Source organism: Paraburkholderia sp. BR13439 (genome assembly GCF_040948805.1).
GTDB lineage: Bacteria > Pseudomonadota > Gammaproteobacteria > Burkholderiales > Burkholderiaceae > Paraburkholderia > Paraburkholderia youngii.
Window position 1 is genome coordinate 20,895 of sequence record NZ_JBFPKN010000009.1, and the last position, 21,337, is coordinate 42,231.

The 21,337-nt window shown below is 63.2% G+C and carries 19 protein-coding genes; 13 read left to right on the forward strand and 6 right to left on the reverse strand.

Annotated elements, in window-relative coordinates; translation table 11 throughout:
* The first annotated feature begins 15 nt into the window (after positions 1-15).
* From AB3X96_RS18785 to AB3X96_RS18825, 9 genes are all read left to right on the forward strand, one after another.
* Positions 16-519 carry a DUF4399 domain-containing protein gene (locus AB3X96_RS18785; RefSeq protein ID WP_246391943.1) on the forward strand — a complete coding sequence of 168 codons (504 nt, stop codon included), beginning with the start codon at positions 16-18 and terminating at the stop codon, positions 517-519.
* 45 nt (positions 520-564) lie between these two features.
* Positions 565-1,002, forward strand: a complete 438-nt coding sequence (locus tag AB3X96_RS18790) for a DUF4399 domain-containing protein (RefSeq protein WP_368590863.1) — start codon at positions 565-567, stop codon at positions 1,000-1,002.
* Between the two features lie 251 nt (positions 1,003-1,253).
* On the forward strand, positions 1,254-1,538 hold the full coding sequence (locus tag AB3X96_RS18795; protein WP_368590864.1) for a hypothetical protein: 285 nt from the start codon (positions 1,254-1,256) through the stop codon (positions 1,536-1,538).
* Positions 1,539-1,889: 351 nt separating this feature from the next.
* Positions 1,890-3,266 carry an efflux transporter outer membrane subunit gene (locus AB3X96_RS18800; RefSeq protein WP_217710050.1) on the forward strand — a complete coding sequence of 459 codons (1,377 nt, stop codon included), beginning with the start codon at positions 1,890-1,892 and terminating at the stop codon, positions 3,264-3,266.
* A 240-nt stretch (positions 3,267-3,506) separates the two neighbouring features.
* Entirely contained in the window at positions 3,507-6,119 is a 2,613-nt protein-coding gene (locus AB3X96_RS18805) for an FHA domain-containing protein (RefSeq protein ID WP_368590865.1), read from the forward strand.
* Positions 6,097-7,470, forward strand: coding sequence for an HlyD family efflux transporter periplasmic adaptor subunit (locus tag AB3X96_RS18810; RefSeq protein ID WP_368590866.1), 1,374 nt, complete (start codon positions 6,097-6,099; stop codon positions 7,468-7,470). The genes AB3X96_RS18805 and AB3X96_RS18810 overlap by 23 nt, the downstream gene beginning before the upstream one ends.
* Before the next feature lie 37 nt (positions 7,471-7,507).
* Complete coding sequence (locus AB3X96_RS18815; RefSeq protein WP_368590867.1) at positions 7,508-8,260, forward strand: peptidylprolyl isomerase; 753 nt, start codon at positions 7,508-7,510, stop codon at positions 8,258-8,260.
* Between the two features lie 39 nt (positions 8,261-8,299).
* Positions 8,300-11,368, forward strand: coding sequence for a peptidase domain-containing ABC transporter (locus tag AB3X96_RS18820; RefSeq protein ID WP_368590868.1), 3,069 nt, complete (start codon positions 8,300-8,302; stop codon positions 11,366-11,368).
* Positions 11,365-12,720, forward strand: a complete 1,356-nt coding sequence (locus AB3X96_RS18825) for a sigma-54 interaction domain-containing protein (protein WP_368590869.1) — start codon at positions 11,365-11,367, stop codon at positions 12,718-12,720. Before AB3X96_RS18820 ends, AB3X96_RS18825 begins: the two co-directional genes overlap by 4 nt.
* 56 nt (positions 12,721-12,776) lie before the next feature.
* Here AB3X96_RS18825 and AB3X96_RS18830 read toward each other — a convergent pair whose 3' ends face one another.
* Both AB3X96_RS18830 and AB3X96_RS18835 read right to left on the reverse strand, forming a co-directional pair.
* Positions 12,777-13,547 (reverse strand): PP2C family serine/threonine-protein phosphatase, encoded by a 771-nt coding sequence (locus AB3X96_RS18830; protein ID WP_368590870.1) that lies wholly within the window; start codon positions 13,545-13,547, stop codon positions 12,777-12,779.
* 5 nt (positions 13,548-13,552) lie between these two features.
* Positions 13,553-13,840, reverse strand: coding sequence for a hypothetical protein (locus tag AB3X96_RS18835; protein ID WP_176106799.1), 288 nt, complete (start codon positions 13,838-13,840; stop codon positions 13,553-13,555).
* A gap of 450 nt (positions 13,841-14,290) precedes the next feature.
* Between AB3X96_RS18835 and AB3X96_RS18840 the strand changes: the two genes are divergently transcribed.
* Both AB3X96_RS18840 and AB3X96_RS18845 read left to right on the forward strand, forming a co-directional pair.
* On the forward strand, positions 14,291-14,812 hold the full coding sequence (locus tag AB3X96_RS18840) for a lecithin retinol acyltransferase family protein (protein WP_368590871.1): 522 nt from the start codon (positions 14,291-14,293) through the stop codon (positions 14,810-14,812).
* A 40-nt stretch (positions 14,813-14,852) separates the two neighbouring features.
* Entirely contained in the window at positions 14,853-15,104 is a 252-nt protein-coding gene (locus tag AB3X96_RS18845; RefSeq protein ID WP_018435181.1) for a hypothetical protein, read from the forward strand.
* Positions 15,105-15,108: 4 nt separating this feature from the next.
* Here AB3X96_RS18845 and AB3X96_RS18850 read toward each other — a convergent pair whose 3' ends face one another.
* On the reverse strand, positions 15,109-15,987 hold the full coding sequence (locus AB3X96_RS18850) for a LysR family transcriptional regulator (protein ID WP_176106796.1): 879 nt from the start codon (positions 15,985-15,987) through the stop codon (positions 15,109-15,111).
* 339 nt (positions 15,988-16,326) lie between these two features.
* On the opposite strand from AB3X96_RS18850, the gene AB3X96_RS18855 reads away from it, so the two are divergent.
* The gene (locus AB3X96_RS18855; RefSeq protein WP_176382866.1) at positions 16,327-16,818 is read left to right on the forward strand and encodes a DUF4126 domain-containing protein; all 492 of its coding nucleotides are present in this window, start codon (positions 16,327-16,329) and stop codon (positions 16,816-16,818) included.
* Positions 16,819-16,893: 75 nt separating this feature from the next.
* On the opposite strand, the gene tehA is transcribed toward AB3X96_RS18855, so the two are convergent.
* From tehA to AB3X96_RS18870, 3 genes are all read right to left on the reverse strand, one after another.
* On the reverse strand, positions 16,894-17,919 hold the full coding sequence (gene tehA / locus AB3X96_RS18860; RefSeq protein ID WP_368590872.1) for a dicarboxylate transporter/tellurite-resistance protein TehA: 1,026 nt from the start codon (positions 17,917-17,919) through the stop codon (positions 16,894-16,896).
* Positions 17,920-18,098: 179 nt separating this feature from the next.
* The gene (locus AB3X96_RS18865; RefSeq protein WP_368590873.1) at positions 18,099-18,449 is read right to left on the reverse strand and encodes a response regulator; all 351 of its coding nucleotides are present in this window, start codon (positions 18,447-18,449) and stop codon (positions 18,099-18,101) included.
* A gap of 5 nt (positions 18,450-18,454) precedes the next feature.
* On the reverse strand, positions 18,455-19,975 hold the full coding sequence (locus AB3X96_RS18870) for an RAD55 family ATPase (protein WP_368590874.1): 1,521 nt from the start codon (positions 19,973-19,975) through the stop codon (positions 18,455-18,457).
* Positions 19,976-20,190: 215 nt separating this feature from the next.
* On the opposite strand from AB3X96_RS18870, the gene AB3X96_RS18875 reads away from it, so the two are divergent.
* On the forward strand, positions 20,191-21,237 hold the full coding sequence (locus AB3X96_RS18875; RefSeq protein ID WP_368590875.1) for a phytoene/squalene synthase family protein: 1,047 nt from the start codon (positions 20,191-20,193) through the stop codon (positions 21,235-21,237).
* Positions 21,238-21,337: the final 100 nt, after the last annotated feature.

The following is a 21,337-nucleotide window of genomic DNA, read 5'->3' on the forward strand; positions in this document are numbered from 1 at the left end:
TCGGGAGAGTGCGCTATGCGAAGAACCCGTGTTTCCTCTCTCTTCGGCAGACGTGATCCGGCACAAGCGCATTGCGGCGGATTGCGCGCGGCGGTGTGCGCGACGCTCGTCGCGGTGTGCATCGGCATAGGAACGGGCGGCGTCGCGCGCGCCGAGCAGACGGCGTCACCGCCGGGGGCTGAGGAGTACATCATCTGGCCGTCGGATGGCGCGGTGATTCACGGCGGCAAGCTGTGGGTGCGCATGGGGCTGCGCAATATGGGCGTGTGTCCGAAGGGCATCGCGTTTCCGAATACCGGCCACCATCATCTGCTGATCGACACGGATTTGCCCGCGCTCGACCAGGAGATTCCATCGGACCGCCAGCACCTGCATTTCGGCGCGGGCGAAACCGACGCGCGCATCGAGTTGCCGCCCGGCAAGCACACGCTTCAGCTGATTCTCGGCGACCATCATCACGTGCCGCACAACCCGCCGGTGTATTCGAAGAAGATCACCATCACTGTGCTAAAAGACTAACGCGATCCGTGGTTCGAACTGGTCCAGCCGGAACGGAGAGTCCTGATGAACAAGATCATTGCGGCCGTGGCATTCGTCGCGGTGGCGCTGACGGCATCGACAGCGCCGCAGGGTGGGTGGGCAGCGACGCCGTCGCCGCCCAGCGCATACGCGTATATCGGCTATCCGAACGATGGCCAGGTGGTGCCCGCCAATAAGCCGTTTCGCGTGTGGTTCGGCCTGCGCTTCATGGGCGTCGCGCCGAAAGGCGTGAAGTACCCGAACACCGGCCACCACCATCTTCTGATCGATAGCGAGCTGCCGCCGCTGGATCAGGAGATACCCTCGGATCGCCACCATCTGCATTTCGGCGCGGGCGAAACGGAAACGATGATTTCATTGCCGCCGGGCAGGCATACGTTGCAGCTGTTGATGGGCGACGACATGCATATGCCGCATAACCCGCCGGTGTATTCGAAGAAGATCACGGTGATCGCGCGCTGACTGTCATCATGCAGCCAACAATGCCGCGTGCGCTGTTGGCTGCGATCCACCATTCGCGAGCCCCGCTCCGCCGGTCGGTAGCGACGCCACGGCGGGTGCGTTCTTCCAGGCCTTTACGGCAAGGCCATCATGACCCGGATAACGAAAGCGAAGCACTCCTGGCATGGCCCATGCATCAGTAGCGCCCGAGCAGACAAGTTGCTCGAACCCGACGCACCACGATGCGCTTTCCCTTTCCCAGGAGTTTTGCCATGAACACGCTGATGATCAAGGACCTGTCCAACACCGAACAACTCGACAGCAAGGCGATGAGCGCCGTGCGCGGCGGCAACAGCTACTACTGCCCGATGCCGTCATACCTCAGCTATGCGCCCGTCTATGCGCCGACCAGCATCAAGAACATCTGCACGACGCAGTCGATCAACACGGAAATGAACATCCAGAGCGCGAACGGCAACAACTCGGCGCTGGTCAGCGGTACGTCGACCTACATCGAACCGACCGTGTACTCGAGCAACGTCAACAACGTGAAGTGAGCGGCGCTCGCACGCGCGGCCCGAGCGGCCGCGTGAGCGCGCGCCCGTAGCCGCGTCGCTCAAAAAGACCATTCATTCAATCGTCCTTTCCACGCATCCTTCGCGTATCCGCCGCTCCCCGCATCGAGATTTCCGCCGCTTCATCGCTGAAGCCGCGCGGACGCGGCTCGGCCTCAAAAAACCGGCCATCTCGCGCGAAACAGGCGGGTGCAACTGGAGACAACCGTGTCAGCATCGCCCGATTCATCGTTCGGTTCGTCGTGTGATTCGCCGGACCTTCAGCGGGTTTGCGCCGCAGCCACGGCGCCGCGCCGCATCGGCCGCGTGCTGTGCGGCCTCGGCGCCGCAACGATGTGCGCATTGGCGTTGAGTGCCTGCGTCGACGTCAGGATGCCGGCTTATCAACGCCCGGACACGCCGGCCAAGACATCATGGTCGGATCGCCAGGGCGCGCCGGTATCGGCCGCGGAGACGATCGAGCGCGACTGGTGGAAGGGCTTCCAGGACCCGTATCTGGATACGCTGATCGACAAGGCTATCGACGGCAACTTCGATATCCGGGTGCTAGCCGCGCGTATCGAAGTCGCGCACACGCAGATCAGCGAGACGGGCGCGGCCGCATTACCGACGGCGGACCTCGGTGCGGGCGCCGACTATTCGAAGACGACCGGCCAGCCTTTGACGAGGACCTACAACCTCGCGCTGCAGGTGAACTGGGACATCGACATCTGGGGCAAGGTCGAAAAAGGCGTGCAGGCGCAAAAGGCCGAATTCCACGCGACCGAAGCGGATTGGCGCGCGGGGTATCTCGAACTCGTCGCGAACGTGGCCAGTACCTATTTCCAGATCCTGCAATTCGACGACCAGATCGCCCAGCAGCAAAAGACCATCGCCACCAACAAGCAAATCCTGACGATCTACGAAGGCCAGGCGCGCAACGGGATCGTGCCGCAAACGCAGGTGTTGCGCCAGCAGGCGGAGATCAACCGCCTGACCAACGATCTTTACGATCTGCGCCGCTCGCGGGCAGTCTCGGACAACGCACTGTGCACGTTGCTCGGCGTGCCGGCCGGCGAGTTCCACGTGCCGCAGGGCCATTTGCAGGAGCGCGTGAAATTGCCGGGCGTGCCCGATGGTTTGCCCGCGCAATTGCTGTCGCGCCGCCCCGACGTGGTGGCAGCCGAATTCAGGGTGCTCGAAGCCTATGACCTCGTCGGTCAGTCGAAGCTCGCGCAATTGCCGAGCATCGGCCTGACCGCTCAGGGCGGCACGGCAAGTTATGCGCTCAACCAGCTGCTGAAGTCGTTCACGTTCGGCCTGATGCCGAGCATCAATTTTCCGCTGTTCGATCCGGGCGTGCGCGCTCATGTGAAGGTGACCGAGGCGCAATCGAAAGTCGCCGAACAGCAATATCGGGTGGCCGTGATGGGAGCGTTCGAGGAAGTGGAGAACGCGCTCGTCAATCTGAGTGCGCATAAGGCGCAGCATGAGGAATTGCAGCAGCAGGTGGCGCGCTTGCAGATCGTGGCGGATCAGATCCAGTCGCAACTGCACCTTGGCGTCGTGTCACAACTCGAGGTGTTCGAAGACGAGCGGACCCTGCTGCAGGCGCAACAGGCGTTGCTGGAAAACCACCAATTGATTCTGTCCGATACGGTAACGCTTTATAAGGCGCTCGGCGGTGGATGGCCAGGTGTCGACGTGCAGGCGCAGGCCAAAGAAAAGTAACGAAGCATTGAGCGAATCCACGAGTTGGCGTACCACGCGGGTATTTCGTCGGTTGACGACTTATCCGCTGTCTTCTCATCCGGCCATATCCAAATTGACACTCTCGATGCGTGACTTAAAATCCTTTAGGGGTCAGCGTTTGCGTGGCTCTTCGCGACAATATCGTTGGGCCGTCGTTCTTTGTCCAGTTCGCCCCGCGTTCCTGCCGCGGCAGGTAAACGCTTAAGCGATCCAGAGAAAATGGCCACCGGCGAAGCTCCGATTGCTGAAATGCGCACGACAGCGGACGCTGCTTTCGACGTGGTGTTGTCGCCGGTTGCGTGCGCGCAGCGCCCCGCGCTCGATGCCATTCGCATCGTCGACAACCTGTTCGCGGTCGGCCGCAGTGAAGCGCCGTTCAACGACTATCCCGCGCAATGGACCGCCGGTCTGTCGCGCCGGCATGCGCGCCTTTTCATCGAGCATGGCGCGATTTACGTCGCCGATCTCGGCAGCAAGAACGGCACGACGGTCAACGGCATCGCGGTGCGGCAAACTCCCGCGCGCGTGCGCGGCGGCGATGAACTCTGCTTTGGCGGTGAACTGTGCTATCGCGTCGGCATCGAGCCGCGCGCGCGCGTCGTCACGGGCGCCAGCGCTTCTCCCCTCACTCATCTATTGCTGGTGCCGCAGCGCGACGATCTGGGTCTGCAACCGGTCGACGTGCTGGCGTTTCCGTTCCTGGTCAGCAAAACGGACGAGATCTTCTCGCGCTACAAAGACCGTTATCCGCACCAGGTCAATTACATTTCGCGGCGCCATGCGCACCTGTTTCTGAAGGGCGGCCAGCTCTATGTCGAGGACCTCGGCAGCACTAACGGCACGTTCGTGAACGGCCAGCGGATCGGCGAATCGGCGCTTGCGCTGGTGGACGGAGATGTCGTTGCATTTGGCGGCGACCACTTCGTCTACAGGGTGTCGCTACAGAACTCCGCCGACACCGAACCCACCGTGACCCAGTTCTCTCTTCGCCCCGCTGCCGACAGTGCCGCCGATGCCGACAAGACGACCTTCGTCGGCGCGGCGCATTCGTTTCTCGACATCTTTTGCGTCGATCCGGCACTGCAACGCGAAGACGAAGTGAACGAGGCGGCGCAATCGGGCTCCGCGCGCGCGAAGCGCGATGGAGCGGGGGCGGCAAGCGGCGCGCAAGCCGCAAAGGGCGCGCAGGCGGTACACCCTGCCGACACGAAAGACGGCGCGAATGAAAGAAGCGGCAAAGGCAAACCCGCGGGACGAAGTAAGCCGCGTCGCTGGAAGATGGTCGCCGGCGAACTCCACAAGGCGTTAGCGGACGGCGAGCGCACCAATGTGCGGCGCGCGGCGGCATGGGGCGGCGCGGGTGTTGCGCTCGTGGTTGCGCTTGGAGTGGGCCTCTATCTGCACGGTTCATCGGAACGCGAGTTGAAGAGCCTGCTCGCGAACGGTGACTACTCGAACGCCCTGACGATGGCACGCGGCTATCTGGCCACGCACCCGGCGGACACCAGGATCAGCGCGCTCGCCAGCGAGGCGTTGCTGAAAGCGAACTTGCCGGGGTGGATCGAAGCCGTGCAAAAAGCGCAGTTCGACCAGGCCGACGCGCTGCTGAAGAACATGCGGGCGTTGAGCGCGACGGACTCCGATGCCACGTCGCTGGTCGGCGAATTGCAGTGGGTCGGCGATCTCGAACGCTTCGTCGCGGCGCGCGGCGGCGTGGACGCGCCGATCCGCATGTATACGGACGAAGCGACGATCAACGGTCTGCTGCACCGCTGGGACGACGACGCGACGAGTCATCAGCGCGCGCTCGACCGGATTGCGAGCTACGTGCCGGCCTTCGCGGAGCCCTACGCGCACACGCTGAGCCATCTGCGCAAGCTCGAAAGCGACGATTCCGTGTACGTCGCCGCGATAGATCGGCTCAATGGCGTGATCCAAACCGAACTCTCGCGCGACAAACCCGACGCGCTGCCGCCGGTATTCGACGACTACGCACAGCGCTACCCACGGCTCGCGGGGCTCGACAGAGTGCGCGACGATTTGCGCCAATACACCGCGTTGCTGAATGCCGCATTGAGCCGCCAATTGACGTCGTTGCTCGCGATGATGAAAACGGCGCGCTTCAGCACGCCGCCTTTCCAGGCGCAATACCAGCAGCTTGCGGCGACGCGTTTGCCGTCGGCGGACATCGTTCAACGTCAGGACGCGGTTGATGCCGCGTGGCAGCGCGGCGACGCGCAGCAGGCGCTCAGCGAATTGCAGTCGATGCCGGCGAGCCCATGGTCCGACGTGCTCGCTGCCGAAGCGGCGCACAAGAAGGCGCTAGCCGATCAATACAACGATCTGCAGAAAACGCGTGGCGGCAAAGACTACGACCAGCGTCTGCTGTCGTTCTACGCGAGCCTCGATCCGCGAACCGACGCGTGGTTCGTGCAGGCGATCCAGAAAGACGTCGCCGCGTTGCATGACAATGCCCTCTCGCGTGCGCAGGATCTGTTGCTGCGCGCGCAAAGCCTGTGGAAAGAGTACCGCGCGAACGGCCCGATCGGCGGCACGCAGCGGCTCGAAGCCGGCATATCGCCGGGCTTTCGCAGCGAGGCGCGCCTGCTTAGCGACGCGCAGACGGCGGCACGGCAGGGCATGCGCATCTATACGCAGCTGATGGCCGATCATCCCGCCGACTTCGATCGCCTGCTCGCGGATATCGACGCCGAAGCGAGTTTGCAGCGCCGCTCGTTGACCGAGTTGCGCATGGTGCTGGACCCTGGGCTCCTGAAAGCGAAGCTCGCGTTGATTGGAGGCGATCAGAGTGAAACGCGATCCTCACCCTAGACCGTTGTCGGAGGCGCTCGAAGATCATAGCGTCGAAGGCATCGCGATCCTCACGTCCGAGCCGGTGCGGATTGCGCGCGCGCTGATCTGGGCGATGGTGGCGCTCGTCGTGTCGGGCCTGCTGTGGTCGTTCGTCGGCCGCGCGGATGTGATCGTCAGTGCGCCCGGCACGTTGTCGCCGGAATCGGAGGTGCGACGCATCTATACGCCGATCGACGGCGAGCTCGCGGATCTGTATATCGCCGAGGGGCAGCCGGTGTCGAAAGGCGACGTGCTCGCGCGGCTCAATGCGCGCGGCGCGATCGAAGCTGCGAGCAACGCGTTACAGGCGCAACTGAAACTCGAAGACGCCGAACGCGAATGGAAGCAGTTTCCGGAGAAAAAGGCGTTGATGGAACGCAAGGCTGCGTCGTTGAAGGCGCAACTCGAAGTCGAGGAGCGTCTGCACGAGAATCGCCTTTCGGAAGGCACGACCAAACTTGCCGAAGGGCAGAAGGCCGAGCTCGACGAAGCGCGCAGCTCGCTCGATAATGCGCGCCGCGCGCGCGAAGCGGCGAACCAGGAACTCGATCGCTATTCGCGGCTGTTCGCGCAGCCGGGCGGCGGAGGCATCGCCGAATTGCAGGTCGAGCAGAAACGCACGGCCGCGCTCGAAGCGGATAACGCCTTCCGTGTCGCGCAGTCGAAGCTGGCCGAGCTGGACTTTCGCCTGAGCCATGAATACGCGCAGGCGAATGCGCAACTCGCGACGAGCGGGCAGCAAAGCACCGATCTGCAGCTGCAATACGATCAGGCGGTGCGCGACGTCACCGATGCGGAAGACAAACTGCGCGTGCAATTGCAAAGCGCGCGTCTGGAAGCCGATGCCGCCGCGCGCGTGCGCTTCGAGAACATCGATAAAGACAATTTTCTGCTGATTCTGGCGCCGGTTTCCGGCGTGATTACCGACGTCACGTCGACGCAGCGCGGCGACAAGATTCAGGCGAATGCGCCGCTCGGCGGCATTGCGCCAAAAGACGCGCGGCCCGTGCTGAAGATCGAAATCTCCGAACACGACCGCGCCTTTCTGCACGTGGGCCTGCCGGTCAAATTGAAGTTCAACGCGTTTCCTTACCAGCGCTACGGATTGATCAGCGGCACTCTCGCGTATATCTCGCCGGCCACGAAGCCGTCCGCGCAGGACAAGCAACCGGTCTACGAGGGCCGCGTCACGCTCGACAAGGATTACTACCAGGTGGCCGGCACGCGTTACCCACTGCGTTACGGCATGACCGCCAATGCGGAAATCGTCGTGCGCGAGCGGCGCCTGATCGACCTCGGTCTCGATCCGTTCAGAGAGGTGGCGGGTTGAGCGCGCGAATCAAACATCCCAGGAAGGAGCAGAACAAATGACCGCGATAGTGCGTATCGATGATGAAGTCGTGAACGTGGACGAGTTCATTCGTCTTCTGAAACTGACCGGCCAGTTCGAGAGCCTGATCGAGCAGATCGTGCGCGACAAGCTTACCGTCCATGCGGCGAAAAAGCAGGGCCTAACCGTCAGTGCCGATGAGATCCAGCAGCGCGCGGACCAGTTTCGCCGCGTGCGCGGGCTGCATCGCGCGGCTGACATGAATCATTATCTCGACGCGCTGCACGTGAGCCTCGACGAATTCGAGGCGTTCATTACCGACGGGCTCTATCAGGAGAAGATGCTCGACGACATCGGTAACGACGCGGCGATCCGTGATTACTTCGCGTTGAATTCACCGAAGTTCGACGCGATCGAAGTCAGCCATATCGTGCTCGATAGCGAAGGCAAGGCGAAGGAAATGATCTCGTACCTGCACGACGACCCCGACGCCTTCGCCGAGATGGCGCGCGAGCATTCGATTGCCGATACGCGCGAGTCCGGCGGCGTGATCGGCAAGGTACTGCGCGGTTCGCTGAAGCCCGATATCGAGGCGAAGATCTTCAATGCGGCGGTCGGCGATCTGCTTGGACCGTTTCCGTCAGCGGACCGTTCGTGTTTCGAGATCTTCGCGGTGACGGCCAAATATCCGGCCACGCTCGATGCCGACGTGGCGACCGAAATCCGCCGTTTGCTGCGCGAAAGCTGGCTGATCGCCCGCGCCCAGGAACACGTGATCGAAGCGCGCTAGTACCCGACTAGCGCCCGATAAAGCGAGGCTCACCGATACATGGACGCCCCCCAGACCGCGCCATCCGCGCCCTCCACCGCCGAATTTCTCGCTTCGGTGGAGATCCTGTCGCCATTCTCGCGCGACGAGTTGGAGCGGCTTGCCGAATACGCGCAGGCAAAGTTCTATTCGTTCGGCGAAACGGTGTGCTCGGCTGGCGAAGTGGCCGATGGTCTCTTTGTGATCCGCTCGGGCACGGTGCGTATCTTTACCGAGGAGCACGGCAAGGAAACCAGCATGGGCGTGCGCAAGTCGGGGGAGATCTTTGCCGACATTGCGATGTTGCGCTCGTACGTTCACGAAGCGTCGGTACGGTCGTCCGGCAAGACCGAAGTGCTGTTCATTCCGCGCAGCGCGATCGAACCGGTGATGGCGGCCAACGCCGCCGCGCTGGCGTTCGTCGCCAGCTATGTTGCGATCAATTCGGCCGGCGGCTTCGTCGCGCAACTGTTCGACCTGCGCGGCAAGCTGAACAAGGCGGAACTCGAAGAGTACGTGCGCAGCGTCGGCGCAAAAAGAGTGGCTGCCGGCAAGGAGATTCTGAAACAGGACGGCCGCGAGGACAGGCGGCTTTATGTGGTGCGGCAAGGCCAGGTGCGCATCGTGCGGCACGAGGAGGGTCACGACTACACGCTCGCGACGCTCGGCGAAGGCGAAATTTTCGGCGAGAAGGCGTGCCTGATGCGCCAGGAACAGACGGCATCGGTGGTTGCGACCACCGACACGCGGCTGCTGGTGATCCCCGAGCGCACCGTCCATTTCATTCTCGAACGCAATCCGAAACTGCGCGAAGTACTCGACGAGCGCATCCGCTACGGCGACCGCGAATTGCAGCGCCAAAAGCGGCTCGAACAGCGGCGCAAGCTGCCGTTGATGCTCGACCTGCAGAGCAGGCCGGAACTCGGCGAGAAGATCATCCGGCGTTTCGCGCTCGTCGAGCAGGCCGAGGAAATGGATTGCGGCGCCGCGTGTCTCGCGATGATCTGCCGCCATTACGGCATTCCGATGACGCTCGGCAAACTGCGCGAACTCGCGAACGTGACGACGCAGGGTGCGACGCTCGACAGCCTCGCGCGCGCGGGCGAGTCGCTCGGCTTCACGACGCGCGGCGTGCAATGCACGTTCGATTCGCTGCGCGGCTTCGATCTGCCGTTCATCGTGCATTGGGAGGGCTACCACTATGTGATCGTGTACGGGCTTTCGAAAGAGTATGTCTGGGTGGCGGACCCGGCACTCGGTTTCAGAAAGCTGAGCGTCGAAGATTTCGAACGCGGCTGGAGCGGCACCTGCCTATTGTTTACCGGCGGATCGCAACTGTTGCAGATGTCGGCCGAACGCTCGCCGTGGATTCGTTTTGTCGGATACCTGAAGCCATACCGCAAGATACTCGGCTATCTGTTCCTGGCGACCTTCGTGATCCAGGTGCTCGGCGTGATTCCACCGTTGATCATTCAGAACATTCTCGACGGCGTGATCGTGCATCAGAACGTCAGTCTGCTGCATATGCTGATCGGCGGGCTCATCATCTCCAGCGTCTTTACACAGCTGATGTCGACGATACGCGCGTATCTTGCGAACTTCATGGTCCGCAACATGGATTTCGCGATGATGTCGCAGTTCTTCAAGCATACGTTGTCGCTGCCGTTCTCATTCTTCGCAAAGCGCAAGACCGGCGATATCTTCGCGCGCTTTCAGGAGAACCAGACGATCCGCGCGTTTCTGACCGAATCCACCGTGACGACCGCGCTGAATCTGCTGATGATCTTCATCTACTTCACGATCATGTTCGTGTACAACGTGAAGATGACGCTGGTGTTGATCGCTTTCGTGATTCCGATCATGGGACTCACGGTGATCGCGACACCGAAGATCAAGGGCTACGCGCGCGAGGTGTTTACGGCATCGACCGAGGCGAAGTCGTTCCTGATGGAGGCGCTCTCCGGCGTCGAGACGGTCAAGGGCATGGGCATCGAGCGGCCGGTGCGCTTGCGCTGGGAAAAGAAATACGCGAAGGCGCTCGAATTGCAGTATCGCGCGCACGCATTCAATATTCTGGTCAGCTTTGGCAGTCAATTGCTGAATGCGGCCACGACGATCGCGATTCTTTGGGTCGGCGCGAATCTGGTACTCGCGCGCGAATTGACGATCGGGCAGCTGATCGCGTTCAATGCATTCATGGGCAGCGTATTGAGTCCGCTGATGGGTCTCGTCGGCTTGTGGAGCATGCTCAACGATGCGGGTGTCGCAATGGAACGGCTCGGCGATGTGCTCGATATCGAGCCCGAACAGAAGCCGCAGGATCTGCCTTCCCGCGTCATGCTGCCGGAACTACAGGGCGAAATCAGTCTGCAAGGCGTCTATTTCCGCTATGGCGAAGAGGATTCCGCTTATGTGCTCGAGAACATCAGCTTCGATATCAAGCCCGGTGAACTGGTTGCGATCGTCGGGCGCAGCGGCTCGGGCAAAACCACGCTCGCGAAGCTGCTGGTGGGGTTCTATCAGCCGAGCGAAGGGAAAATCACCATCGACGGTTACGACTCCGGCGTGATCGACAAGGCTTATTTCCGCGCGCAAATCGGCTACGTGATGCAGAGCAACCTGCTGTTCTCGGGCACGATAGCCGAGAACATCGCGAGCGGCGACGACGCGCCGGACCGCCGGCGCATCGAGGAGGTCGCGAAAATGGCCGACGCGCATGGCTTCATCAGCAAGATGCCGCTCGGCTATGAGCAGGTCGTCGGCGAGCGCGGCATCGGCTTGTCGGGCGGTCAGATCCAGCGGCTGTGCATTGCGCGCGCGTTGTATCACGATCCGCGTCTGCTCGTATTCGACGAGGCGACATCGGCGCTCGACTCGCAATCGGAAAGCAATATTCTCGGCAATATGCACGACATCCTGAAGGGCCGCACGGCGGTGATCATCGCGCATCGGCTCAGCACGATCATGCGCGCGGACAAGATTCTCGTGCTGTATGAAGGCGCGATCGTCGAACAGGGCCGTCACGAGGAGCTGATCCAGCGCGGCGGCATGTACTATCAGCTCGTGCAGAAACAGTTGAGTGCATCATGATGAAGATACTCGACCAGATTGAAGAGGCGAGTCCCGCGATATCGTACGCGGGACTGATCGAGCGGATCGAGATCCTGCGCTCCACGTTGCGCTGGTCGTCGCGGCTCGAACGCGCCGATATCGACAAGCTGCTCAGGCAGGCCACGTCGTTGCGCGACGAAGTGATGCAGCTTTCGCATAAGGAGCGCTTCGTGCAGGCGGCCACCGCGGGCGAGCCGCAGACGAGCGCGGAGCAATCGCGTGGAGCGCGCCGCAAGGCGCTGCTCGAACGGAGCTTTATTTTCGAGGGCACGTTCGGCGACAATCCGCGGCTGCTCGAATCGCTCGAAATCGCGGAAAAAGCCGCGCCGACCGATTTGCCGGTGTTGATAGACGGAGAGAGCGGCACCGGCAAGGAGCTGATGGCGAAAGTGATTCACGCGAATGGCGCGCGTGCGGACAAGCCGTTCATTTCGGTGAACTGCGGCGCGATTCCGGACAATCTGCTGGAATCGGAGCTTTTCGGGCATCGCAAGGGCGCATTTACCGGCGCGTCGAACGACCGCAAGGGCAAATTCGAAAGCGCGCACACGGGCACGATCTTTCTCGACGAAATCGGCGAGTTGCCGCTCGCGGGCCAGGTCAAGCTGCTGCGCGTGCTCGAAGCGCACGAGATTCAACGCGTCGGTTCCGACGAAACGATCGCGGTCGATACGCGCATCGTCGCGGCGACCAATCGCAATCTGCGCAAGCTCAGCGAGGAAGGACGTTTTCGCGAGGATCTGTTCTACCGGCTCAGCGTGATTCACGTGACGCTGCCGCCGCTGCGCGAACGGCGCGACGAAATTCCGTTGCTGATTGCGTGGTTCGGCGACGAGGCGGCGGGCACGCTGAAACGCCGGCCGGTCAGATTGACGCCGCGATTGCGCGACTTTCTGTTGAGCTACGCATATCCGGGCAATATCCGCGAATTGCGCAACGTGATGTATCGCATCTCATGTCTGGCTGCTGATATGGCCGACGTCGAGCACTTGCCGCTCGATATGCGACCAGCCGCACCCGGTTCAGCGGCGGCGCAGGCGGAGGGCGCGCAGGCGAGCGGCGAGCAGCCGATCAGTGTCGCGAATCTGATGTCGTTGAGCGACGCGAAGCGGGCGGCCAGCGACGACGCCGAGAAAGCGTTTCTCGAACGCGGACTGCGTGAAGTCAGCGGAACGGTCGCCGAGTTGGCGCGGCGCATCGATATGAATCGCTCGCACTTGCAGATGCTGCTGAAAAAGCATGGCCTGCACTCGAAGGATTTCCGCAATCGCAATGCGCCGCCCACGAAAAACGGTACGAACGAGCGCGATGACGAAGACGACGAAGGCTGAGTGGAGGACCACTGAAGAACCACTGAAGGCTCGCTGAAACGCGTGCCTGAAGACTATCAAGGCGCCGGATTCAGCAAGGTCTTGTCCGCCGCATTCGGGTCTTGCGCTTCGACGACCACTGCCGTGATGTTGTCGCGTCCGCCGCGCGCGAGCGCGAGGTCGACCAGTTCGCAACAAGCGTTTTCGCGCTCCGCCGAGGTCAGCACGCCGGCGATTTCGTCGTCGCTCAGTTCGTTGCTCAGACCGTCGCTGCACAACAGGAACACGTCGCCGTCGGCGACCTCGATCGCGTCGTCGTCGAGTTCGAGCAGATCCGTTGCGCCGACCGCGCGCGTGATCATATGTTGCGCCGGATGATTGCGTGCCTCTTCGTCGGTGATGACGCCGAGCGAGCGCAGCTCCTCGACCTGGCTGTGATCGCGCGTCAGTTGCCGCAACTGTCCGTCGCGGTATAGGTAGATGCGGCTGTCGCCGGCCCACACGTAGCCGCAGAAGCGATCGCAGGCAAGCAGCACGACCACGGTGCTGCCGATGCGCTGCACCTGGCGGCGCGCGGCTTCATCGCGCAATTGACGGTTCGCGAATTGCAGACGCGCGCGTACATCGGCGATCAGCATTCTGAGGCCGTGCGGCGCTGCCAGTTGAGTCAACGCGTCGATCACGGTGCGGCTCGCAACGTCGCCGACCGCGTGACCGCCCATCCCATCGGCGACAGCCCAGCGTCCCGCCTCGGGCTCGTTGAGGCAGGCATCTTCGTTGATTTCGCGGACCCGTCCCGTGTCGGAACGCGCGGACGACGTCCAGCGAAATTGGCTCTCGCAGGTCACAACGGCTACACCATCTGGTTTCGGTTGCGTGCGTCTGGAGACACGGTGAGGGTCGCGTTCGCGCCGGTGTTGCGTACGTCGACCGACTGGAACTGGTTGATCATCTGGTTAGCATAGAAGTTGTTGGAGACCTCGTACAGATTGACCACCGGCCCAATGCTAGGCGTTTGCGGCACGTATGGCTGAATCCAGCCATAGATCCATGGCGCGCCGCCGCCACCGCGAATCGCCGCCATCGCTTTGCGATCGAGCGCGAGGTTCAGCGAGAGGTCGTTCAATTTGATGCAGGACATATCGTTCTCCGGTTGGCCGCGTGTGCAATGTGCGCGGCTGAATGGACCCTGCACCCGATGGTGCAAAGGCCATGCCAATCGGGGGCGGATTCGGCGCGAAACCCGCAGCGCTTTGACTGGCGTGCGTTTCGCGGCTTTTACCACGAATCCGGTCGGCGCAAGCGGTCGGTTCCCGGCCAACAAGCCCGCCTTCGAACAGGTGTCGGACCCAACACATTCAGGCGGGTCCTCTTACGTTTTCCATTCACTGAAGCAGCGCGCGACACGGCTCGCAAATGAGCGTCGCGCGCCAACAGATCAGCGCGATTTCTGTTGGTCTCGTACTGACATCTGCCTCTTCAGAAAGCCGCTCGATCGGCGGTCAAGCCCGTAAACACGGGCTTTCCGGCAACTGGCCCGGATGATGCACAAGCTGTCGCAACAGTGTTGGAAATGCGAACGAGGCCAGCCATGAACACCCAAACGCTCGATACCCGCGACGACGAACCGCAATCCGCAGCCGCTCGTGACACCACATCATCGACGATCGATCTGCCGATCGGCGCGCATCTGGTTACGCAACGCAATGGCTACGAACATCACGGCATCTATGTCGGCAACGGCCGCGTCGTGCACTACTCGGGCTTTGCGGGTTCCGCGCATCGCGGCCCGGTCGAGGAAGTCGAACTGGCGCGCTTCGCCGCTGGCCATTCGATGTCGGTTCGGGCGACGCCGAGCGCGATCTACGTCGGTGCCGAAGCAGTGAGCCGCGCGCGCTCCCGCCTCGGCGAAAACCGCTATCGCCTGCTGACCAACAACTGCGAACACTTCTGCGCGTGGTGCCTGCTCGGCGAAAGCCGCAGCGATCAGGTGGATTGCTGCCTGCGCCATCCGAGCACGGGCGTGCGCGCACTGCTGTGCCTCGTGAAGGCGTTTGTCGAGAGCGGGGCGAGGAACGATCACCGCGCGGCGCAACTCGCGCAATTCGCGTGAACGCAGCGCGCTGGGAACGGGGCGATTCGAGGAGAACATCATGGTTGCCGCGGAAAAGAGCTTGCACTGGGCCGTCGACAAATGGCTCGCGCCCACGCCGTCGATGCCCGCGCGCGTCGTGCGGTTCTGCCATCGCGCGTCGCAACAGCAACGCTATGTATGCGTGCAGGCGTTGAAGCCGGAAGGATTGCTGTCGATCTTCTTCTTCCGCCACGGCGACGGTTCGTGGAACGTGTTCCCGCCGCAAGCCGAGCGGCCCGCGATGAACGGGTACGGCCGTACGGCCGCGTAGCAACTCAGGCGTGACCCGCGGTGGCCGCTTCCTTGGCGAGCCACTGACTGAACAGCAACATCGCCGGCGTCATGGGCTTGCCCTTCAGGCAGGTCAGCCAGTAGCTGCCCGCCTTCACCTCGACGTCGAACGGGCGCACCAGACGCCCGGTATTGATCTCCCGCTCGAACATCAACGCAGGCGCGAGCGCGATGCCCGCGCCTTGTATCGCCGCCTCCACCATCAGCCGCGACGAATCGAACACCGGCCCGCGCACCGGCCGCGGCGCGATGCCCGCAGCCGCGAACCAGTTCATCCAGTCGTCCATGCGGTACGAGCGCAGGAGCGTTTCGTTGGCGAGATCGTCGGGCCGCGTGAGGCGCGCGGCGATCTCGGGCGTGCAGAGCAGCGCGAGCGGCGCGTCGAGCAGTTTGGTGGCGAGCGAGCCGGGCCAGGTGCCGTCGCCGAAACGGATCGCGAAATCGAGGCCTTCGGTCGCGAGATCGACGAGGTTGTTATTGGTCAGGAGCCGCAGTTCGACGAACGGATGCGCGTCGCGAAACGACTTCAGGCGCGGCATCAGCCAGCCGACCGCGAACGTGCCGACCACCCCGACCGTCAGCACCTCGTGGAAATGCCCGCCGTCGAACTGCTTGAGCACCGCCTCGATACGATCGAACGCGTCGGACAGCACCGGCCGCAGCGCGAGCCCTTCGTCGGTCATCGCGAGGCCGCGCGGCAAACGCTTGAATAGCGCGGTGCCGAGCCGCTCCTCCAGCGAGCGGACCTGCTGGCTGACCGCGGCCTGGGTCACGTTCAGCTCTTGCGCGGCGCGCGTGAAGCTCAGATGGCGCGCGGACGATTCGAACGCGCGCAGTGCGTTCAGCGGGAGATACGGTCTCATGGTGCAGATACAAGATTTTCTTGTGAGTGGGCTAACTTATCACCATCGGCCCGCTTCGCCGACTCCCTGGCTGTTATTCGCCAGTCGAATTGTGCGACACTAGGGCCACATCGACGGGGGCAATCGCAGGCCCGGCGCCGCGCGAGGCGCGCGGCGGCGAGTCGGCAATCAAGGGCCGGCAATGGTGAGCAACGGTGAATGGCCGCCGCGAATTGCCTCGATGTAGGTAGTGAGAAGTTGACTGTCCAGATGGAATGCTCGACATGTTCTGCCGACGTTCGTCCAGGTAAGCCGTCGGCTCGTGCAACCTCGCATCAGTGCCCTCGATCGGAGTCCGCTATGTCCGTGTATGTTCTGGCCTTGCTCATCGGCGTCGTCGCCGGCCTTCGCGCGATGATCGCCCCCACCGCCGTCAGCTGGGCAACGCGCCTTGGCTGGCTGCCGCTGCAAGGCACGTCGCTCGCGTTCCTCGGCGCCGCGGCCACGCCGTATATCTTCACCGTGCTGGCGGTCATCGAACTGATCACGGATCAATTGCCCGAAACGCCGAGCCGCAAGGTGCCGCTGCAGTTCGGCGCGCGCGTCGTGCTCGGTGCGCTGAGCGGCGCTGCGATCAGCGGCGCGCATGGGGGCCTCGCGGGCGGCGCGATCGTCGGGGTGCTGGGCGCGGTGGTCGGTGCGGTAGGCGCGGTGATCGGCACGCTCGGCGGCGCGAAAGTGCGCAGTTCGCTCGCGAGCATGTTCGGACGCGATGCGCCTGCGGCGCTGATCGAGGACGTGGTGGCGATCGTCGCGGCCGCGTTGATCGTCGTGTCGATGCACGGCTTCTGATACGAACGCAAACACAAACGCGAACGCGGCGGCACGCTTTGCGCGTCGCCGCCGCGTTCGGTCGCTGCCTGCCGCTTATTGAACCCGGGCGATTCGCGCGGCCGTCGCGACTTGCTTGACCGGCGCGGTCGCCGCCGTCGAACCCGCCGCCACCGGCGGGATCAGCTTGCCTTGCACGAGCAGCTGAAGCGTCTTCACCACCAGAATCGCGATGATCGCGTTCGCCACCACGAATAGAACCGGCGCCGCGAATTCGATCGGACCCGTTGCGCCGCGTTCGACGAGACGCAGCGCCATCGTCGGCAATGCCGCTACGCCGAAGCTGAACGCCCAGTAGCCGGGCACGAACGCCTGTTGGCGAATCCACGGCAGCAAACGCAGCAGCATCAGCGCTTGAAACAGGCCGTAGCCGAGCAGCGCGAAGGCGAACAGATCGGGCGTGCCGCTCGTGAGGCTCAGATACGCGACACCCCCGACGACCGGCGGCGCGAGCTGCACGCCGAGGGTCGGGCGCAGCGCTTCGGGCAGCGGTTCATGCACGGCGGCGCGATGCAGGATCATCGATTCGAGCGCGAGCCACGCCAGCACGCCGCCGCCGAAAAACAGCTCGCCCAGTTGATGGAAGCCGAATGCGGCCGAGCTCGTCGCGGCGACGAAACCCGCTCCGACCGTCGGCAGATAGATCGCCGGCGTGGTCAGTTCGGGCTTGCGGCCGCCTTGCCACAGCCGGCCATGTAGATAGACCCCGAGCCCAAGTTGCGCGACCGCCGCGATGCCGTATAGCGTCAGCGCGATGGTGTGCGCGTACGGCTGCAGCAGTTGCGCGGCGAGCAGCGTCGAGATCGGCGCGAGCGCGACGAACGACGACTGCACCGGGTGGTCCAGTTCGGCGCGCGCGTCGGCGGTCTGCGCGAACCACTTGTGCGCGTACGCGAACAGAATCACGACCCAGACAGCGAGCGCCGCGACCGTCACTACGCTGCCCGCGACGCTCGGCAAATGCCACAGGCGGATTGCCACGCGCCACAGGTTGGCAAGCGCCAACGAGCCCACCGCGATACTGAAGAAGCCAGCGGGAACCGCACCACGATTGCTGTTCATGACGACCTCCGAAAGTTGCGTCGCGCTGCGGATTGCTGTCGATGCGCGATCGATGGCGTACTGTAAAAGGCCGGGGAGAATCGCAGAACGCTGCAAACGCTCGACAAATGGCGCAAGCGTCTCAAGCTGTGTTTTTTGCGGGAAAAAGAGGCAGAGAAGGCAGGGAGGGACGCCGGCCGTCAACCGCCCATGCGCACCAGCATCGCCAGCAGCTGATCGAACGACAGCGGCTTGCGCGCGTACGCGATGTGTGGATTGGGCTGCACCGGAATGTCCGATGCGGCACTGCACAGGATGATCGGAATATCGCGCAGCTCCGGGTCCTCGTACAGCGCCGCGCACAGCTGGAGGCCCGACATGACCGGCATCATGCAATCGGACACGATGATGCCGGGCCGGCTCGAGCGGACCAGTTCGAGCGCGACGGCGCCGTTCGACGCGGTCCGCACCGCATAGCCGTGTCGTTCCAGCAGCAGCCGCCACACCGTGAGGATGTCGAACTCGTCCTCCACCACCAGAATGGTTTTCATGGCGGCTAGGTCTTTCGCCGCGATTGCAGCGTGGCCGACAGGCCCGGCGTCGATTGGATGCCGGCGGCGCCGGGCGAGCCCTCGATCACGTCGAGTCCTTGCGACGAAATCGACAGTTCGCGCAGTGACGTGTCGTGCGCGCTTTCGCGTTGCTTGACCACCGAAATCATGCGCCGCAGTCCTCCTTCGGTCTCGGCGTAGCGCAGCAGCACGAGGTTCTCGGTCAGCGCCGACACGCGCACGGCCTTCGCGTGGCCCGGCTCGCTGTACAGCGGCAGCTCTTCGGTGACGAGCGTCGTGACGGCCGCTTCGCGCAACTGATGCAGCAGTGCATTGAGGAACAGGCCGAAGCGCTCGGTGCGTAACGCCGAATCGCGAAAGCCCTCGACGCCGTCGATCACGATGCGCGTCGCGCCGGTCTGCTTGACGGTGGCGAGCGCGTTCGCCGCGATTTCGTCGATGGCGAGTTCGATCGCCGGCTGCCAAAGCACGATCAGACGGCCGTCCTGCCACGCATCGGCAAGCGGAATCGACACCGCTTCGGCTTTGCCGATCAGGCGCTGCGGCCCCTCGTAGAAGCCGAGATACACGCAGCGTTCGCTGCGTGCCAGGCCGGCCGCGAGGAACTGCAGGCACAGCAGCGTCTTGCCGACGCCCGACGGGCCGATCAGCGTGGTCGTCGAGCCTTGCGCGAAGCCGCCGCCGAGCAGATTGTCCAGATGCGGCAAGCCGAAGCCGAGCCGTACTTTCAGATCGACGGGGCCCGGTTGCTGCGCGCACTGCGCTTCGAGGCGCGGGAACATCAGCAGCCCGCTGCCGGCGATGCGGAAGAAGTGCTTGCCCATCCGATGATCGCGCGCACGCATCTTGTGCACTTCGATCTCGCGCGCGCGCCGCATGCCGTCGTGATAGCGGTTCAGCTCGATCAGACCATCCACCAGCGTGTGCTCGGGATGCGGCTCGTTGCCCGACAGCGGCGCGAGCAGGAGCGTCGTGCAGTCCATCGCGGCGACCAGCGCGTTCAGCTCGTGGATGAACTTCGACAGCGACAGCTCGGTTTCGCTGAATTCGCGCGCGCTGCGAAAGCCGTCGACGATCATCAGGCTCGGCCGGTAGTCGTAGATGCTCGACGCGATCAGCTTGAGGAAACCGTCGAGGCCGTCCTGCATCAGCTCGTGATAGCCGGACACGAACAGCATCTGCTGCGCGACCGCGGTTTCGTCGAAGAAGCTCAGGCCTTTCAGGTGACCGAGCAGCTTGTCGTGCGATTCGGCGATCAACGTCATGTACAGGACTTTCTCACCTTGCCGTACCCGATGAAAGCCGATCTGGCTGGACAGGATCGTCTTGCCGGCGCCGGCCATGCCCTCCAGCAGATAGACACCGCCGCTCACCAGACCGCCGCCGAGGATTTCGTCGAAACCAGGCACGCCGGTTTCGATATTGCGTCGCGCCGCGTCAGGCCGAGCCGCGTCAGGCCGGGCCGCGTCAGACAGGCGAGAGGTGTTCGATGCTTCGGTAGTCATTGTCGATGTGTCTTTCAAAGTGCAAGCGACGGCCTGGTCGTGACCGTCCTCTGCTTAACCCCGTCGTGGCAGCAATCCCCGTTCCCGCTCGCGACTAGCGATGTCGCACGGCGCGGGAGCCCGTTGCACGCGACATGACGGAGAGCGCGTATACAATTCGGCAGCGCCTGATCCCCGCGGGCTTTCACCCGCCTATTTGCCAACCAGTCCAACTCATGCCGAATCCGACCCGGGCCTTTCTTCTCGGTCCGCTCCTGAAAGGCGTTTCACGCTCCTTCTATCTGACGCTGCGCGTGCTGCCCATCGGCATGCGCGATCCGATCGGCCTTGCATATTTGCTCGCGCGCGCCGCCGATACCATCGCCGACACCTCGCTGATCGCGCCGGGCCAACGCCTCGAATTGCTGCTTGCGTTGCGCGATCAGGTCAATGGCGTGGCCGTCGATAGTGCGCCGTTCCAGCGCATCGCCGCCGAAGTCGCGGGTCAGCAGATGCAGTCGGATGAAAAGCTGCTGCTCGAATCGTTGAACCCCGCGCTCGACGTGCTCGCGCAACTGAGCGAGTCCGACCGCCACGCGGTGCGTGCGATCGTCACGACGCTGACCGAAGGCATGGAATTCGATTTGCGCACGTTCCCCGACGAACGCTCCGGCCAGATCGCGGCGCTGCGCGAATACGGCGAACTCGATCGCTATACGTATCTGGTCGCGGGCTGCGTCGGCGAGTTCTGGACCACGATGACTTACGCGCACATGCCGGGCACGCTGAAGCAGCACCTCGACACGATGAAGCAGCGCGGCGTGCGTTTCGGCAAGGCATTGCAGATGACCAACGTGCTGCGCGATTGCGGAAAGGACTTGCGCATCGGCCGCTGCTATCTGCCGCAGAGCATGCTCGAGCGCCACGCTCTAAGCGCGCGCGATCTGCTGCAACCGGCCAATTCGATGCACGCGCGGCCGCTGCTCGTCGAACTACTGCGCAAGACGCTCGATCATTTCCGCGCGGCGCTCGACTATACGCTCGCGATTCCGGCGAGCGCGGTGCGCTTGCGGCTCGCCTGCCTGTGGCCGATCCTGATCGGCCTCGACACTTTGCTGCTGCTCGCGGATAACGACGCGTGGCTCGATCCGGCGAAAGTGTCGAAGGTGACGCGCGGTGGCGTCTATCGGATCATCGCGTCGTCGCTGCTGCTGGTGCCGTCGAATGCTTTGGTGCGCAATGCGATCGATAGCCGCATCGCGCGGATCGAGGCTCGGCTGTAGGCGCAAACGATTTATTCTGGATCATTGAAACGTCAACAATCGGGAAAGCCCTAGGCCACTGCATTCGCGCTTCGCGTTAGTCTTTTCGAAAAGGAGACGA

Coding starts and splice junctions, on each gene's coding strand:
- AB3X96_RS18785 (WP_246391943.1), top strand. CDS start 16: ATGCGAAGAACCCGTGTTTCCTCTCTCTTCGGCAGACGTGATCCGGCA.
- AB3X96_RS18790 (WP_368590863.1), top strand. CDS start 565: ATGAACAAGATCATTGCGGCCGTGGCATTCGTCGCGGTGGCGCTGACG.
- AB3X96_RS18795 (WP_368590864.1), top strand. CDS start 1,254: ATGAACACGCTGATGATCAAGGACCTGTCCAACACCGAACAACTCGAC.
- AB3X96_RS18800 (WP_217710050.1), top strand. CDS start 1,890: ATGTGCGCATTGGCGTTGAGTGCCTGCGTCGACGTCAGGATGCCGGCT.
- AB3X96_RS18805 (WP_368590865.1), top strand. CDS start 3,507: ATGGCCACCGGCGAAGCTCCGATTGCTGAAATGCGCACGACAGCGGAC.
- AB3X96_RS18815 (WP_368590867.1), top strand. CDS start 7,508: ATGACCGCGATAGTGCGTATCGATGATGAAGTCGTGAACGTGGACGAG.
- AB3X96_RS18820 (WP_368590868.1), top strand. CDS start 8,300: ATGGACGCCCCCCAGACCGCGCCATCCGCGCCCTCCACCGCCGAATTT.
- AB3X96_RS18825 (WP_368590869.1), top strand. CDS start 11,365: ATGATGAAGATACTCGACCAGATTGAAGAGGCGAGTCCCGCGATATCG.
- AB3X96_RS18835 (WP_176106799.1), bottom strand. CDS start 13,840: ATGTCCTGCATCAAATTGAACGACCTCTCGCTGAACCTCGCGCTCGAT.
- AB3X96_RS18840 (WP_368590871.1), top strand. CDS start 14,291: ATGAACACCCAAACGCTCGATACCCGCGACGACGAACCGCAATCCGCA.
- AB3X96_RS18845 (WP_018435181.1), top strand. CDS start 14,853: ATGGTTGCCGCGGAAAAGAGCTTGCACTGGGCCGTCGACAAATGGCTC.
- AB3X96_RS18850 (WP_176106796.1), bottom strand. CDS start 15,987: ATGAGACCGTATCTCCCGCTGAACGCACTGCGCGCGTTCGAATCGTCC.
- AB3X96_RS18855 (WP_176382866.1), top strand. CDS start 16,327: ATGTCCGTGTATGTTCTGGCCTTGCTCATCGGCGTCGTCGCCGGCCTT.
- tehA (WP_368590872.1), bottom strand. CDS start 17,919: ATGAACAGCAATCGTGGTGCGGTTCCCGCTGGCTTCTTCAGTATCGCG.
- AB3X96_RS18865 (WP_368590873.1), bottom strand. CDS start 18,449: ATGAAAACCATTCTGGTGGTGGAGGACGAGTTCGACATCCTCACGGTG.
- AB3X96_RS18870 (WP_368590874.1), bottom strand. CDS start 19,975: ATGACTACCGAAGCATCGAACACCTCTCGCCTGTCTGACGCGGCCCGG.
- AB3X96_RS18875 (WP_368590875.1), top strand. CDS start 20,191: ATGCCGAATCCGACCCGGGCCTTTCTTCTCGGTCCGCTCCTGAAAGGC.